This window comes from Flavobacterium psychrotrophum, assembly GCF_003403075.1.
GTDB classification, from domain to species: Bacteria; Bacteroidota; Bacteroidia; order Flavobacteriales; family Flavobacteriaceae; genus Flavobacterium; species Flavobacterium psychrotrophum.
In genome coordinates this window covers 494,520-510,421 of sequence record NZ_CP031557.1, presented here as the reverse complement: position 1 = coordinate 510,421, position 15,902 = coordinate 494,520, and the positions used below count along the sequence as shown (strand labels likewise).

Below are 15,902 nucleotides of genomic sequence, written 5' to 3'. Positions count from 1 at the left end.
ATTGATGATGCTGTAGTATAACAACATTCAACCATAAACCAATATCTTAACATACTGAGATAAAAATTCAAGTACTATTTTTTAGAAAGTTCTCCCTGCCCCCTGCGGGGCAGGAAAGACGTACATAAGCTAACGGGTTATTAGTACTACTCGACTATGACATTACTGCCTTTACATCTATAGCCTATCAACGTGGTCATCTTCCACGACCCTTAAAAGAAATCTCATCTTGTGGTGGGTTTCGCGCTTATATGCTTTCAGCGCTTATCCCTTCCCGACGTAGCTACTCTGCGGTGCTCCTGGCGGAACAACAGATACACTAGAGGTCAGTCCAACTCGGTCCTCTCGTACTAGAATCAGATCCACTCAAATTTCTAACGCCCGCAGTAGATAGAGACCGAACTGTCTCACGACGTTCTGAACCCAGCTCGCGTGCCACTTTAATGGGCGAACAGCCCAACCCTTGGGACCTTCTCCAGCCCCAGGATGTGACGAGCCGACATCGAGGTGCCAAACCCCCCCGTCGATATGAGCTCTTGGGGGAGATCAGCCTGTTATCCCCGGCGTACCTTTTATCCTTTGAGCGATGGCCCTTCCATGCGGAACCACCGGATCACTATGCTCTACTTTCGTACCTGATCGACCTGTATGTCTCTCAGTCAAGCTCCCTTATGCCATTGCACTCTACGCACGGTTACCAAGCGTGCTGAGGGAACCTTTAGAAGCCTCCGTTACTCTTTTGGAGGCGACCACCCCAGTCAAACTACCCACCAAGCAATGTCCCCCACAATATGGGGTTAGGCCTCAGATAACCAAAGGGTGGTATTTCAACAATGACTCCACAACGCCTAGCGACGCCACTTCATAGTCTCCCACCTATCCTACACATCAATTATCCAAGGTCAATACTAAGCTATAGTAAAGGTGCACAGGGTCTTTTCGTCCCACTGCGGGTAATCGGCATCTTCACCGATACTACAATTTCACCGAGCTCATGGCTGAGACAGTGTCCAGATCGTTACACCATTCGTGCAGGTCGGAACTTACCCGACAAGGAATTTCGCTACCTTAGGACCGTTATAGTTACGGCCGCCGTTTACTGGGGCTTCAATTCAATGCTTCTCCGAAAATAACATCTCCTCTTAACCTTCCAGCACCGGGCAGGTGTCAGGCCCTATACTTCATCTTACGATTTTGCAGAGCCCTGTGTTTTTGATAAACAGTCGCCTGGACCTTTTCACTGCGGCCAGCATTGCTGCTGGCGACCTTTCTCCCGAAGTTACAGGTCTATTTTGCCTAATTCCTTAGCCATGAATCTCTCGAGCGCCTTAGGATACTCTCCTCGACTACCTGTGTCGGTTTACGGTACGGGTTCTTATAATCTAAGTTTAGAGGTTTTTCTTGGAAGCCCTTAGGCACACTATCACTTTGCCCGAAGGCTCCGTGTACTATCGTATTTCACCAGGATCTGCGCATTTGACTACAAATCCTATAGTTAGGTACTTCAACGAACTATTCCGTCAGTTCGCGGTGCTTTCATCACTCCGTCGCCCCATCACAATTATAAGAAGTACGGGAATATTAACCCGTTGGCCATCGACTGTTCCTTTCGGATTCGCCTTAGGTCCCGACTAACCCTCAGCTGATTAGCATAGCTGAGGAAACCTTAGTCTTACGGCGGGGGTGTTTCTCGCACCCCTTATCGTTACTTATGCCTACATTTTCTTTTCTAACCGCTCCAGCATAACTCACATTACACCTTCGACGCTGTTAGAATGCTCCCCTACCACTTGTATATAATACAAATCCATAGCTTCGGTACTATACTTATGCCCGATTATTATCCATGCTCGTCCGCTCGACTAGTGAGCTGTTACGCACTCTTTAAATGAATGGCTGCTTCCAAGCCAACATCCTAGCTGTCTGGGCAGACAAACCTCGTTTTTTCAACTTAGTATAGATTTGGGGACCTTAGCTGATGGTCTGGGTTCTTTCCCTCTCGGACATGGACCTTAGCACCCATGCCCTCACTACTGGTAATCATTTATTAGCATTCGGAGTTTGTCAGGAATTGGTAGGCGGTGAAGCCCCCGCATCCAATCAGTAGCTCTACCTCTAATAAACTAAGCCAGCGCTGCACCTAAATGCATTTCGGGGAGTACGAGCTATTTCCGAGTTTGATTGGCCTTTCACCCCTACCCACAGGTCATCCGAAGACTTTTCAACGTCAACCGGTTCGGACCTCCACTGTGTGTTACCACAGCTTCATCCTGCCCATGGGTAGATCACACGGTTTCGCGTCTACCATTACTGACTAAAGCGCCCTATTAAGACTCGCTTTCGCTACGGATCCATACCTGAAGTACTTATCCTTGCCAGCAACGGTAACTCGTAGGCTCATTATGCAAAAGGCACGCCGTCACACCACAAAGGTGCTCCGACCGCTTGTAGGCGTATGGTTTCAGGATCTATTTCACTCCGTTATTCACGGTTCTTTTCACCTTTCCCTCACGGTACTGGTTCACTATCGGTCTCTCAGGAGTATTTAGCCTTAGCGGATGGTCCCGCCAGATTCAGACAGGGTTTCACGTGCCCCGCCCTACTCAGGATACCACTATCATTTACATCTCTTACTTATACCGGGCTATCACCGTCTATGGCCCAACTTTCCAGATGGTTCTAATTCAATTTGCAACAAATGTCGTGGTCCTACAACCCCAAAATTGCCGTAACAACTTTGGTTTGGGCTATTCCGCGTTCGCTCGCCACTACTTACGGAATCACTTTTGTTTTCTTCTCCTCCGCCTACTTAGATGTTTCAGTTCAGCGGGTTTGCCCTCCTATCGGAGTAGTATGTCTTCAACATACTGGGTTGCCCCATTCGGATATCTGCGGATCAATTCGTATGTGCCAATCCCCGCAGCTTTTCGCAGCTTATCACGTCCTTCTTCGCCTCTGAGAGCCACAGGCATCCCCCATACGCCCTTATTTTGCTTATTGTACTTACGGTTGAAGTTATAATGTTGAACGTTATAAAGTTTTGCAACTTTTAAACTTTCAACTCTTAAAACATTTCAACACTTTACATGCTTTCTATATTTTTCTTGTTTTTCTTATCTCAATATGTCAATGAACTTTTTTCAATTTGAAAATTTGAAAATTCAACCATTTGAAAATAAATCTTCAAATTATCTAATCTTCAAATCGACTAATCGATTTGTGGAGAATATCGGAGTCGAACCGATGACCTCCTGCGTGCAAGGCAGGCGCTCTAGCCAGCTGAGCTAATCCCCCATTATTTGTATTGAAATTCTAAGTATCAAATCCCAAATTTCAATTAATAAGGCACTCAACCTCCAGAATTTCCTTTAATAAGTGTAAAATTAGTAGTCCCGGGCAGACTCGAACTGCCGACCCCTACATTATCAGTGTAGTACTCTAACCAGCTGAGCTACGAGACTATAAAATATCCTCTTTTACTCCTTATTATATTATTTGAACTAACAGCGAGAGTAAGATGTTTTCATCTTTACTTCTTTAATTTTACCTAACGGTCGTGTCTCTAGAAAGGAGGTGTTCCAGCCGCACCTTCCGGTACGGCTACCTTGTTACGACTTAGCCCCAGTTACCAGTTTTACCCTAGGCAGCTCCTTGCGGTCACCGACTTCAGGTACCCCCAGCTTCCATGGCTTGACGGGCGGTGTGTACAAGGCCCGGGAACGTATTCACCGGATCATGGCTGATATCCGATTACTAGCGATTCCAGCTTCATGGAGTCGGGTTGCAGACTCCAATCCGAACTGAGACAGGCTTTATAGATTCGCTCCTCCTTGCGAAGTGGCTGCTCTCTGTACCTGCCATTGTAGCACGTGTGTAGCCCAGGACGTAAGGGCCGTGATGATTTGACGTCATCCCCACCTTCCTCACGGTTTGCACCGGCAGTCTCGTTAGAGTTCCCGACATGACTCGCTGGCAACTAACGACAGGGGTTGCGCTCGTTATAGGACTTAACCTGACACCTCACGGCACGAGCTGACGACAACCATGCAGCACCTTGTAAAGTGTCCGAAGAAAAAACTGTTTCCAGTCCTGTCACTCTACATTTAAGCCCTGGTAAGGTTCCTCGCGTATCATCGAATTAAACCACATGCTCCACCGCTTGTGCGGGCCCCCGTCAATTCCTTTGAGTTTCAGGCTTGCGCCCGTACTCCCCAGGTGGGATACTTATCACTTTCGCTTAGCCACTCAGCCTTACGACCAAACAGCTAGTATCCATCGTTTACGGCGTGGACTACCAGGGTATCTAATCCTGTTCGCTCCCCACGCTTTCGTCCATCAGCGTCAATCCATTGTTAGTAACCTGCCTTCGCAATTGGTATTCCATGTAATATCTAAGCATTTCACCGCTACACTACATATTCTAGTTACTTCACAATAATTCAAGTTCTACAGTATCAATGGCAGTTCGACAGTTGAGCTGCCGGATTTCACCACTGACTTATAAAACCGCCTACGGACCCTTTAAACCCAATGATTCCGGATAACGCTTGGATCCTCCGTATTACCGCGGCTGCTGGCACGGAGTTAGCCGATCCTTATTCTTACGGTACCGTCAAGCTGCTACACGTAGCAGTGTTTCTTCCCGTACAAAAGCAGTTTACACACCATAGATGCGTCATCCTGCACGCGGCATGGCTGGTTCAGGCTCTCGCCCATTGACCAATATTCCTCACTGCTGCCTCCCGTAGGAGTCTGGTCCGTGTCTCAGTACCAGTGTGGGGGATCTCCCTCTCAGGACCCCTACCCATCATTGTCTTGGTGTGCCGTTACCACACCAACTAACTAATGGGACGCATGCTCATCTTGTACCGTTGGAACTTTAATAATCAAGTGATGCCACTCAAATATACTATGGGGTATTAATCCAAATTTCTCTGGGCTATCCCCCTGTACAAGGTAGATTGCATACGCGTTACGCACCCGTGCGCCGGTCTCAAAGTCCGAAGACTTCTACCCCTCGACTTGCATGTGTTAGGCCTGCCGCTAGCGTTCATCCTGAGCCAGGATCAAACTCTTCATCGTATATTTTTATATTTTTACGACCTTTGTTGCTAGGTATTCTTTAATTCAATAAAAGCTAGTAGTCTTACTCTCTCTTATGCTGTCAATCCAATATGTCTATGAACGTGTCTTTCTGTTTGTCATTTAAAGATTTAAAATTTAAAGATTCAAATATTGTTTCTTTATCTTCTCATTCTCTAAGCGGCTGCAAAACTACAACTTCTTTTTAAACTCACAAGCTTTTTTTTGAAAATTTATTTTCTTTATTTTAACTTCGTTTTAAAGTCTGTTTCGCTTTTCAAGCTATCCCGCTTCTCGCGGTTTGGGAGGGCAAAGATACTATCTTTTCCTTTTCAATTCCAAGCTTTTTTTAAACTTTTTTTTCGATGCTTTTTTTAAAGGCTTTTCATAACTCACATATATGAGTAAATGATTTCTTTTCAAATCCGTCTCGTGTTTCAGTCTCTCAAAGTACGTCGCCGTAGTTGCGGGTGCAAAAGTAGTAAACTTTTTCTCTTCTCCTAATGTTTTTCTAACTTTTTTCAAATTTATTTCGAAGCGGATAACCAGTATTTACTGGGTTTTCCTGAAGTTTAGAAGCTAAGATCGTTTGCCGTAGTTGCGGGTGCAAAAGTAGTAAACTTTTCGTTATCTCCTAATCTTTTTTTTACTTTTTTTTGAAAGTGGTTTCCGGTTAAAAACCTTCTGCCTTATTAGTGTCATCGTGGTAAAGAACGTCTGCTGTGATGCGGGTGCAAATCTACAACTCTTTTTATCTTTTACAAGCCTTTTAAACCCCTTTTTTGAAACTTTATCTTAACGTTCTATTAACGTGGGCGTTGGGAGGGGAAGTTTTTTTATCTTTTGAATGATTTATAACTAAAAAGGCTCTTTTGATCGTGTTTGTTCAAAAATAACAGGGTTTTGAGAAACGATTTTGTGGAGTTTGTAAAGGAATATATGCAATATGGTGCTTTATGCTTTATATCATTACTGTATATAAGGTATAAATTGAGCTACTATAAAACTATTAAGAAGTAATCGCTCCTTTATATAAAGGTAAATTTATTCGAATCTGCCCAAACGCAGCAGCAACGGAAAGGTTACCTGCTTATCTGAAACTTCCCAAACTACCTTAAGTTCTTCCTTAATACTATCCACAGGATTTTTTCCATGCTCCTTTATATAGTGTTGTACGGCACTCCATGTATTAAAGTACCCTACGAGCTGCTCAAAAGTCCAGTTAAAGCGGTTATAAAACTTTTCAGTCTCAATTTCCTGTAGCGGGAAAGGTATCGTGGCATAATTTTCATCTATATAATGACGCTCGGCATCCCAATAGGCACCAAGTACATCCCGATAGAGTCGCCATATTAGAGCATCTGCATCCGGATTGGTTTTCAAAAGACCGTAGCCAAGTATTGCAAACAACCCATTTGGTTTTAAAATACGCGCTACTTCTTTATAAAAAGTATCAAACTTAAACCAGTGCACTGCCTGAGCTACGGTAACAAGATCAAAAGTATTGTTTTCGAAGCCCGTTTCCTCAGCACTTCCTACACTATAATATATATTATCTGCCGCCTGGGCATTTTCAAGCTGCTTTGCACTAATATCTGTAGCATATACTTTATCAAAATAAGGCGCTAACGCTTTCGCAACCTGCCCATTTCCGGTTGCTAGATCTAAAGCAGTATGCTGTTCTGCAACAAACGACATAATATATTGTATCATCTCCTGCGGATAGTGAGGCCGGTAGGTTGCGTAGGCTACCGCCTGAGTAGAAAAATTATCTTTCATGTAAAAACTTAATCCTATAAAGATAAAAAGTTTAACGCCAATAAAACCATAATTTAACCTCTCATCAGTCGATATTTACCGTAAATGCACCTAAAATTTAATCAGATTACTATCTTTGCCAAAATCCATTGCACTACAATGAACGATATACAGACTATTATAGAACAGGCCTGGAACGACCGCAGCCTGCTACAAAACAAAGAAACCACAAATGCAATAAGGCAAGTTATAGAGCTTACAGACACGGGTAAACTACGTGTTGCTGAGCCTATTGAAGGTGGATGGCAGGTAAATGAATGGGTTAAAAAAGCTATTGTAATGTATTTCCCTATCCAGAAAATGGAGACGCTTGAGTCGGGAATTTTTGAATATCATGATAAAATGCCCCTTAAACGCAATTATGCAGAAAAAGGTATTCGCGTAGTACCTAATGCTGTTGCCAGGCATGGTGCCTTTATAGCATCTGGCGTTATATTAATGCCCAGCTATGTAAATATAGGTGCTTATGTAGATGAGGGCACTATGGTAGACACATGGGCTACTGTAGGAAGCTGCGCGCAAATAGGTAAAAATGTGCACCTTAGCGGTGGCGTGGGTATAGGCGGTGTATTAGAACCTTTACAGGCTGCCCCGGTTATTATTGAAGATGGCGCTTTTATAGGATCGCGCTGTATAGTAGTAGAAGGTGTGCGCGTAGAGGCCGAAGCTGTGCTTGGTGCAAATGTGTGCCTTACCGCATCTACAAAAATTATTGATGTTACCGGCGATGAGCCTGTAGAAATGAAAGGTGTTGTACCTGCGCGCAGCGTAGTAATACCCGGAAGTTATACCAAAAAATTTGCAGCGGGCGAATACCAGGTTCCGTGTGCACTTATTATAGGGAAACGCAAGCCGTCTACCGACCTTAAAACTTCGCTTAACAATGCCCTTAGGGAATATGACGTAGCGGTTTAAAAATTGCGGATGAAAGGCCAACCAACTAAAATAACAGCCCTTGCAATAGTATATAACGAGGAGCACAATATAAGGGAGTACCTTGAAAACATTTCGTTTGCAGATGAAATTGTTGTGGTAGACTCTTACAGTACAGATGCTACGCCCGAAATTATAAAGGCGGAATACCCGCATGTGCGTTTTTATCAACGTGCCTTTGATGATTTTTCGTCGCAACGTAATTATACTATAGAACTCGCATCTCACGACTGGGTAATGTTTTTTGATGCCGATGAGCGTATTACGCAAAAAGGTGTTGAAGAAATTATTGCTGTTATAAAAAGCGATCCTGAAGAGGCCGCTTTTTGGGTAAAGCGAATATTTTACTATCAGGGCAGGCCATTAGTAAACAATAATTTTAATGAAGACCGTACTGCACGCATTTTCCGTAAAAGTAAATGCCGTTATAGCGATAAGCTGGTACATGAGCAGCTTACCATTAACGGAAAAAGCCGCGTACTAAAATATGCCATAGAGCATTATTCTTTTAAAGATAAAGAAGACTTTCTTCAAAAAAGGCTTCAGTATTCGCGCCTTAAGGCTAAAGAATTTTACCAGGAAGGCGTTCGTACCAATATTTTACATTTTACGGTAAGGCCGGCATTCCGTTTTTTTAAATACTATGTATTAAAACTTGGGTTTATAAATGGTAAACGCGGTTATGATGTAGCACGTATACTGGGCTATCATGTTTATATGCGTTATGTATATTTACGTGAGCTTAATAACGCTGCTCAGAAAATACTGGTAATACAGCAAAAAATGATTGGCGATGTTTTAGCCAGCAGCGTAATATGCAATACCCTTAGGGAAACATATCCTGAAGCGCAGATTGATTATATGGTGTATGACTTTACACGCCCTGTAGTACAAAACAACCCAAACATAGACCATTTGGTAATTTTTACCGATGCACAGCGAAAAAGCCGCATTGCATTGCTAAAATTTGCACTTGCCATACGCAAAAGTCACTATAATGTGGTAATAGATGCATACAGCAAATGGGAAAGCGGTATTATTTCGCTTATATCCGGTGCAAAAACGACTATAGGTTTTAGAAAATGGTATACTTCTTTTTTTTATGATAAGACCGTAGAGCCAGACTGGCGTATTTCGAACTCAGCGCTGGTTCATAGAATGCAGCTTGCCGAAGCCTATACAGGTACTGATCTTCCTGCGGAGTTTCCAAAAATTTATCTTGAACAACAGGAAATTGAAGCTGCCCAAAAGCTTTTATCAGAAAAAATAAATACAAACCTGCCTGTAATTATGCTTAGCGTAATGGGTAGTGATGACATTAAGAGCCTTCCGGCAGAGGAAATGGCTAAAATTGCTGATTTTGTTGCTGAAAATTCTAATGCTCAGCTTTTATTTAATTACCTGCCTAAACAAGCTGATAAAGCAAAGGAAATTTTTAACTTTTGCAAGCCGCAAACACAGCAACGTATATTATTAGACCTGTATTTAGGCGACCTTCGACAAATGATTGCTGTATTATCTCAATGCACTGCACTTATAGGCAATGAAGGTGGTGCCGTAAATATGGCTAAGGCACTTAATATACCTACATTTACGTTGTTTTCTCCATGGATAAATAAGGGATCGTGGGATATGCTTACAGAAACTAATAAGCATACGGCAGTGCACCTTCAGGATTTTTATCCGGAGATATATGCCGGCAAACACCCTAAAGAGTTTAAAGAAGAGGCCTTAGAGTTGTATAAGAAGCTGCAACTTGACCTTTTTAAAGATAAACTTGCGTTATTTATTGAAGAAAATATTGTTGTACCATCTACTTATATAGAATAAGAGCGTTTTTTCAATCTAAAATATTTTTAGCACAGAAGATACAGTTTGGAAACACCTTTTGATAATTCTTACTTGTATAAGTTTCACCACAAGGCACACAATGATTTTCACAAAGTTCACTATGAAAAGCCGCCTTCGACGGAAGGCCACAAAGCTTTGTGTTCTTCGTATTCTTAAAAGGAAATATTCATATCGCTTTGTTGAAAGATTTCGTGCACTACGTCGTAAAAAATACCTTGTAAAATTCTCCTGATACTCTTCAAGCCCGGTATTAGCGCAAAAAAAAACAGCCTGCCTTTTTTAAGACAAGCTGTTATTATTTTAATGAAAGTTACTATTTATTCAACAGTTACTCCCGCCTCCTTAACAATACCATAAGGAGTCCAGTTTATTTTTTTCTCTTTTACTTCTTTACGAATTGCAAGGTTAGCAGCCAGAGATTCAGGCGTTTTATAACCACGTGCATGATCCAGGTGCAGGCACACCGCTTTGTGTCGTATTTGCTTACCCTTAACGCCATGATTTTCGAGGCGTTCGCCAAACTCACGATCAGGCCCACCATACTTCATACGCTCATCATAGCCGTTTATAGCAATCATATCTTCGCGATAGCCGCTTGAGTTACAATTATTGAATGATGGATTTGTAGGTGTAACAGTATCAAGTACCGCACCTAACACAGGGCCAGAAGATAATTTAAGCCTTTGGCTAAAGCCCAGTTTGTCAATTTTTTTAAGCCAGTTGGCATCAAAACAACGCCCGCTCAGTATATCGTCTTCCGTTAGGGCTTCGCTGGTTTTCATGGTAAGCTTACAATAACCTCCAGAAAGGAAACGGCCTTTTTCAGCCAGCTTAGCGTGTACTTCTATAAAATCTTTACGAGGTACACAATCACCATCAGTCATGATGATGTATTCGTTAGCAGCCTCAATAATGGCTATATTGAGAATTTCCTGGCGGCGGTAGCCTTTGTCTTCATGCCAAAGGTGGCGCACCGGCACCGGATAATTAGCCGCATAACGGTCTATCAGCTCTTTTGTAGAAGGGCGTGAACCGTCATCGGCAATAATAAGTTCAAAATCTTTATACGTTTGGTTGCTGTAACCTATCAATACTTTTTCGAGCCAGCGCTCAGCATTATAGGTACTTACAATTACAGATATTTTCATTTTCATTTTTAGTTTGTGAGCTGCTAAGCTGCTGACCCACTTAGATGCTCAGATGCTTAGCCGCTTTCCGGATGCAAATATACTACTTTTTCCTAAGGCCTATAGCGCGTTTAAAAGCCCGCTTACGATGAAACCTGCTGTTAAAATGCTGTGCGTGCTTTGCCAGTAGCCCAAAAACGCGGTCGTAGGGTTCGCCTGAGAGTAAAGCATATTCATTACTCATTACTTTTATAAGCGGTGTAAGCGGTGTAAGCTTAGCCATGTTTAATATGCGTTTTTCTAAAGACATGGGCGCTGTATGAAACGTCATCCGGTTAAGATCTACCAGATAAAAAGAGTACTGCCCGGGCCCCGTTTTTTTTATAAGCGTATTACCGGGGGTATGGTCTTTAAACTCCACCCCTTTTTCATGCAACATAAATGTAAAGCGGGTAAACTGCCTTAGTATAATTTCGTGCTCAGGATAATCCGGTATTTCTGTAAGCTCCCTAAAAGTAAGATCGGGCGTAAGGTGCTCGCTCATATAATAACTATCTTTAAAAGTAAGCGCCTTTGTATGTTCAAAATAAGCAATGGGCAGCGGTGTACCTATACCCATTTTTAATAAAACATTAGCATACTCATAAGACCTCCTGGCTTTAGATTTTCTAAAAAAACGATATGCTATCTGGTTAAAGAAAGGCGGTACCCTGAATGATTTTACATTAACGGTTATTTCGCCCAGCGGATATGTTTTTATTGTGTTGCGCCTGCCTTTTACAAATACCTCTCCGTATGTATCAAAATGGGTTATGCAATGCTCTATTTCACTGGCTTTATTAGCAAAAGCTGGTGCTATTACTGTATTCATTAACTAACGTTCTTTTTTACAAAAGTACGTTTTTTTTAGGGTCTTTGTCTAACGTTAAAACATAACAATATTTTCATATTATTATACAGGTAAGAAACATTTAAATCTCATTTTTGCAAAAATGATTTATTTTACTCTTCTTTGCAGTAAATCTCTAATCCTGAATAACAATATGAAACAGCTGCCCACCTGTACTTTGGTTACTCCCACCTACAATTGGCCGGAAGCTCTTGAACTGTTATTGCTGAGCGTAAAGAACCAAACCCTGCTGCCAAATGAGGTTATTGTGGCAGATGACGGATCGCGCGAAGATACAAGGCAGCTCATAGAAAAACTGCGTCAGGATTTTCCGGTACCTCTCATCCATATCTGGCATGAAGATATAAAAAACCGTAAACCTGTAATAATGAACAAAGCCATTGCGAAGGCCTGCTGTGACTATATTGTAGAGATAGACGGAGATATTATTATCCACCCCCATTTTATAAGAGACCATCTTAGGTTTGCAAAGCAAGGCCAATATTTGTTTGGATCGCGTGTAAACCTGCTTAAAGAAAAGCTTCCTGAATTATTCAAGAAAAAGCTTATCAGCTTTGGCTTTTTTGATGCCAATATAAAAAAACGTACACGCGCACTGCGTTTGCCGATATTTATGCTCTTTCAAAAACAGGAAGACAAGCGTTCGCGCAAGCTAAGGGGCTGCAACATGAGTTTTTGGAGAAAAGATTTTATTGCCGTAAATGGGTTTAACGAAGCCCTTACGGGCTGGGGGCAGGACGATTCTGAGCTTATAGAACGCATGCACAACTTTGGCATAAAGGGCCGAAGACTTAAACACGTAGGCATTGCTTATCATATTTATCATCCTGACCAATGCAAACTGCACGTAAATCAAAATTTTGCGGTTGAAGATGAAACACGACTTAAAAAGCTCACTTTTATAGAAAAGGGCATTAACCAATATTTATAGCATGTTTGATATTGCAGTTATTTTAATAAATTATAACAGCAGCCGTCTTACTATAGAATGTATTGCATCTGTAGTTCAAAAAACACCGGCTAAGCTTAATTACCAGATCGTAGTAGTAGATAACTGCTCTAAAGATGAAGATTACCACGCCCTGCAACTGGGGCTTAAAACAATAGATTTTGAAAACCTTAAGCTGGTGCGTAGCCGCATTAACACAGGCTTTGGTGGAGGTAACATGACAGGCGTGCATTATGCAGATGCAAAATACTATGCCTTTATTAATAATGATACTGTTTTTAAAAACGACTGCCTTAGCATACTTAAAAATGCTATGGATACAAATGCATCTTATGGCATTACCGGGCCCCAGGCCTACACGGGCGAAGATAAGTTTATGGTATCGCTGGATCATTTTTCATCTCCTGCCCGCGAACTGTTTGGCCGGAATGTACTTGAGGCAATAAACCCAAAAATGTATCCGAAAAGAAAAAAAACATACACTAGCCCCGTTAAAGTAAACTACATACCGGGCAGTTTTATGTTTGTGCGTGCGGCAGACTTTAATGCTGTGGGCGGTTTTGACACTAATATTTTTCTATATTATGAGGAAACCGACCTTTGTAAAAGACTAAACGCTAAAGGCAAAGCAGCCTACCTTATCCCCGAAGCAGAATTTATTCATTATCACGGCGGTAGTACAGAGAAAAGCCTTGCTATTAAAAAAGAGCTTAAAATATCTGCACTGTATGTTATGGGTAAGCATTATGGCGCATCCGGGCGTTTTATAGTGCATATATACCTTATTATTAAATACTTTTTTAGCAGCCTGGCTAAACCCAGATACTGGTCTTTATTTTGGTTACTGTTAAAAGGTGCGCCACTATCTTCATCTTTAAAGCTGAAACAGGTTATTGCAGAAAAATAATTACCGAAATTTACAGGCTAAAAATACGGCCGCTATGATAAAATTTCTCGACCTGCAAAAAATAAACCTTGCCCACCAGCAAGCCATTGAAGCCCGTATGCTAAAAACATTCAGGAGTGGCTGGTACTTACTGGGCGAAGAAGTAAAGCAGTTTGAACATAACCTTTCGGCCTATATTGGGTCAAAACATACTATAGGCGTTGCAAATGGCCTTGATGCCTTACGCCTTATATTTAAAGCGTACATAGAATTAGGAGTAATGCAGCCCGGTGACGAAGTTATTGTTCCTGCCAATACCTATATAGCATCGGTACTGGCTATAACCGATAATAACCTGGTTCCTGTTTTTGTAGAGCCTGATGCCGATACCTTTAATATCGACATAACGAAGATTGAAGCAGCAATGTCCGGAAAGTGCAAGGCTGTAATGCTGGTACACCTGTATGGGCAGGCTATTTTTAGCGATACGCTAAAAGCAATGTCTCAAAAGTACAATTTTAAGATCATAGAAGATAATGCGCAGGCCATAGGCGTAACACACAATGGTATTAAAACCGGCAACCTGGGCGATGCAGCAGGATTTAGCTTTTACCCCGGCAAAAACCTTGGCGCGTTGGGCGATGGTGGTGCAGTTACTACAAATGATGACGGATTAGCAAAAGCCATCCGTGCGCTTGCTAATTATGGTTCTGAAACTAAATATGTAAACCAGTACAAAGGGCTTAACTCCCGACTGGATGAGATACAGGCAGCTGTACTGGATGAAAAGCTTAAACACCTGGATATCGAAAATGAACGCAGGCGTGAAATTGCCACATATTATAGCCAGCATATTACGAATCCGCTTATTGTTTTGCCTAAAGTTCCTGTAGATACAGCTGAGCACGTATGGCATTTGTTTGTAATCCGCACGGCAGAGCGCGACAGGCTGCAACAGTATCTGACTGAAAACAGCATACAAACCCTTATACATTACCCCATTCCGTTATATAAGCAGGAGGCTTACATTGAGTATGCCCACCTGAGTTTCCCTATAACAGAGGCAATACATAACGAAGTGCTGAGCCTACCTATAAGCCCGGTACTTACACCAGATGAAGTAGAAAAGATAGTTGAAGTTTTAAATAAGTATTTATAATGCTAAAATTCAGGCTCATATTACTACTAATGTGCTCATTCCCAATATTAGCCCAAAGCAGGCTAACAGTGGCAATGAACATTACACCGGGAGACAATTATCCTACAAACATGCCCGTAATTAAAAACTGGATTGAGTCAGCCTTTGGTAAAGCCTTTATTTATGATTTCCAATTTTCTAAGAGCAGTAAAAGTGATGCCGGTTTTTATTCATTTTCAATAATAAGCCGCTCACCCTACACTGCTTTATTGCCAAACACCGACAGTATAAGTATGAACTTTGCGCAGGCAGGAAAAATATCCAGGGGAATTTTAACACAGCAATATTTAGCTGATTATAAATTACCAATAAGAGCCTACATTCCTTATTTTTCGCCGGAGAATTTAAAATATACCAAAAAAGAATATTTTGATGAAGCCATAATTATTATAAACCTCGATGACGCTCAGGTAATAGCTAATACATTAAACATAATGCTAGAAGACGTTAAGGGGAAAACACCTGTGCACGTATTTACAGATGCTGTAAATAAAGCAATGAAGTTGAAGCTTCCGTATCCTAAAGAAGATTCTGTAAAAGAACTGATAGCAATATTCAGAGAAAAAAACGTAAATGTAAAAGATGCCATTTATACTACTTTTTTAAAGGACAAGGACGAGCAAAAAGCATCACGAAAACTAAAAAATTTTTTCCGCACTTCGGGTGTTTTCACAAATGGGGTAGAAGAAACCATCGATAAGATGCGCATCTTACAAATAAAAGGCAATGCCCCTGAAAAAGAAACCTTTATTTTTCCTTCCGGCATTATTTTACCACAAGATAATGCACTAAATAAAAAGGCATCATTTGAGTACCAGTTTTTAGAAGCTGCCCTTGATTTTAAGAACCGTCAGTTAGAGCTTAAATTTAAAGGCAAACTGAGCGTGCCAATGGTATTAGTGCATGGTAAGAAAATGGGGAGAGACATGAAAACATTAAAACATGTTTGGGAAGATGTTAGCAATGAACCAATATCCGGGATAACTGAGTTAATAATCACGGTTAACGAAGATCTATTGCGTGTTGAAGCTTTTAACGAACAAGAACAGAAACGTTATATGCTTGTTGAAAATAAAATAACTGCAAAACAATAAGCAAAACCCGGTGTAAATTGCAGTAAACAGCGATCTTAAAGCTGTTAAAAAGCC

The 15,902-nt window shown here is 41.5% G+C and carries 9 protein-coding genes, 2 tRNA genes and 2 rRNA genes; 6 read left to right on the top strand and 7 right to left on the bottom strand.

Going from position 1 to position 15,902, the window contains the following annotated elements:
- Positions 1-120: 120 nt before the first annotated feature.
- The 5 genes from DYH63_RS02135 to DYH63_RS02115 all read right to left on the bottom strand — a co-directional run bounded on the left by DYH63_RS02135 (position 121) and on the right by DYH63_RS02115 (position 6,861).
- A 23S ribosomal RNA gene (locus tag DYH63_RS02135) occupies positions 121-3,000 on the bottom strand.
- A gap of 220 nt (positions 3,001-3,220) precedes the next feature.
- Positions 3,221-3,294 (bottom strand) — tRNA-Ala (locus tag DYH63_RS02130).
- A gap of 93 nt (positions 3,295-3,387) precedes the next feature.
- A tRNA-Ile gene (locus DYH63_RS02125) sits at positions 3,388-3,461 on the bottom strand.
- Positions 3,462-3,566: 105 nt separating this feature from the next.
- Positions 3,567-5,082: ribosomal RNA gene (locus DYH63_RS02120) — 16S ribosomal RNA — on the bottom strand.
- The 16S and 23S rRNA genes sit together here with 2 tRNA genes alongside, the layout of an rRNA operon.
- A 1,044-nt stretch (positions 5,083-6,126) precedes the next feature.
- Positions 6,127-6,861, bottom strand: coding sequence for a class I SAM-dependent methyltransferase (locus tag DYH63_RS02115; RefSeq protein WP_116787228.1), 735 nt, complete (start codon positions 6,859-6,861; stop codon positions 6,127-6,129).
- A 138-nt stretch (positions 6,862-6,999) separates the two neighbouring features.
- On the opposite strand from DYH63_RS02115, the gene DYH63_RS02110 reads away from it, so the two are divergent.
- Both DYH63_RS02110 and DYH63_RS02105 read left to right on the top strand, forming a co-directional pair.
- Positions 7,000-7,815, top strand: a complete 816-nt coding sequence (locus DYH63_RS02110; protein ID WP_116787227.1) for a 2,3,4,5-tetrahydropyridine-2,6-dicarboxylate N-succinyltransferase — start codon at positions 7,000-7,002, stop codon at positions 7,813-7,815.
- 9 nt (positions 7,816-7,824) lie between these two features.
- Positions 7,825-9,663: a glycosyltransferase gene (locus DYH63_RS02105; RefSeq protein WP_116787226.1), complete on the top strand. Its 1,839-nt coding sequence runs from the start codon at positions 7,825-7,827 to the stop codon at positions 9,661-9,663.
- Between the two features lie 338 nt (positions 9,664-10,001).
- On the opposite strand, the gene DYH63_RS02100 is transcribed toward DYH63_RS02105, so the two are convergent.
- Positions 10,002-10,832 carry a glycosyltransferase family 2 protein gene (locus tag DYH63_RS02100; RefSeq protein ID WP_369692814.1) on the bottom strand — a complete coding sequence of 277 codons (831 nt, stop codon included), beginning with the start codon at positions 10,830-10,832 and terminating at the stop codon, positions 10,002-10,004.
- 82 nt (positions 10,833-10,914) lie between these two features.
- Positions 10,915-11,682 (bottom strand): protein kinase family protein, encoded by a 768-nt coding sequence (locus DYH63_RS02095; protein ID WP_116787224.1) that lies wholly within the window; start codon positions 11,680-11,682, stop codon positions 10,915-10,917.
- 172 nt (positions 11,683-11,854) lie between these two features.
- Here DYH63_RS02095 and DYH63_RS02090 point away from each other — a divergent pair, with 172 nt between their 5' ends.
- From DYH63_RS02090 to DYH63_RS02075, 4 genes are read left to right on the top strand one after another with little or no spacing between them, the layout of a single operon-like run.
- The gene (locus tag DYH63_RS02090; protein ID WP_116787223.1) at positions 11,855-12,652 is read left to right on the top strand and encodes a glycosyltransferase family 2 protein; all 798 of its coding nucleotides are present in this window, start codon (positions 11,855-11,857) and stop codon (positions 12,650-12,652) included.
- 1 nt (position 12,653) lies between these two features.
- A complete protein-coding gene (locus tag DYH63_RS02085) occupies positions 12,654-13,577 on the top strand; it encodes a glycosyltransferase family 2 protein (RefSeq protein ID WP_116787222.1) in 924 nt (307 codons plus the stop codon).
- A 34-nt stretch (positions 13,578-13,611) separates the two neighbouring features.
- The gene (locus DYH63_RS02080) at positions 13,612-14,715 is read left to right on the top strand and encodes a DegT/DnrJ/EryC1/StrS family aminotransferase (RefSeq protein ID WP_116790719.1); all 1,104 of its coding nucleotides are present in this window, start codon (positions 13,612-13,614) and stop codon (positions 14,713-14,715) included.
- Complete coding sequence (locus tag DYH63_RS02075) at positions 14,715-15,848, top strand: hypothetical protein (protein ID WP_162926894.1); 1,134 nt, start codon at positions 14,715-14,717, stop codon at positions 15,846-15,848. The genes DYH63_RS02080 and DYH63_RS02075 overlap by 1 nt, the downstream gene beginning before the upstream one ends.
- Positions 15,849-15,902 lie beyond the last annotated feature (54 nt).

What these genes read in the sequence shown, in the direction of transcription:
- DYH63_RS02105 (WP_116787226.1), top strand. Translation starts at nt 7,825, where the DNA reads ATGAAAGGCCAACCAACTAAAATAACAGCCCTTGCAATAGTATATAAC.
- DYH63_RS02080 (WP_116790719.1), top strand. Translation starts at nt 13,612, where the DNA reads ATGATAAAATTTCTCGACCTGCAAAAAATAAACCTTGCCCACCAGCAA.
- DYH63_RS02075 (WP_162926894.1), top strand. Translation starts at nt 14,715, where the DNA reads ATGCTAAAATTCAGGCTCATATTACTACTAATGTGCTCATTCCCAATA.
- DYH63_RS02095 (WP_116787224.1), bottom strand. Translation starts at nt 11,682, where the DNA reads ATGAATACAGTAATAGCACCAGCTTTTGCTAATAAAGCCAGTGAAATA.
- DYH63_RS02110 (WP_116787227.1), top strand. Translation starts at nt 7,000, where the DNA reads ATGAACGATATACAGACTATTATAGAACAGGCCTGGAACGACCGCAGC.
- DYH63_RS02085 (WP_116787222.1), top strand. Translation starts at nt 12,654, where the DNA reads ATGTTTGATATTGCAGTTATTTTAATAAATTATAACAGCAGCCGTCTT.
- DYH63_RS02100 (WP_369692814.1), bottom strand. Translation starts at nt 10,832, where the DNA reads ATGAAAATATCTGTAATTGTAAGTACCTATAATGCTGAGCGCTGGCTC.
- DYH63_RS02115 (WP_116787228.1), bottom strand. Translation starts at nt 6,861, where the DNA reads ATGAAAGATAATTTTTCTACTCAGGCGGTAGCCTACGCAACCTACCGG.
- DYH63_RS02090 (WP_116787223.1), top strand. Translation starts at nt 11,855, where the DNA reads ATGAAACAGCTGCCCACCTGTACTTTGGTTACTCCCACCTACAATTGG.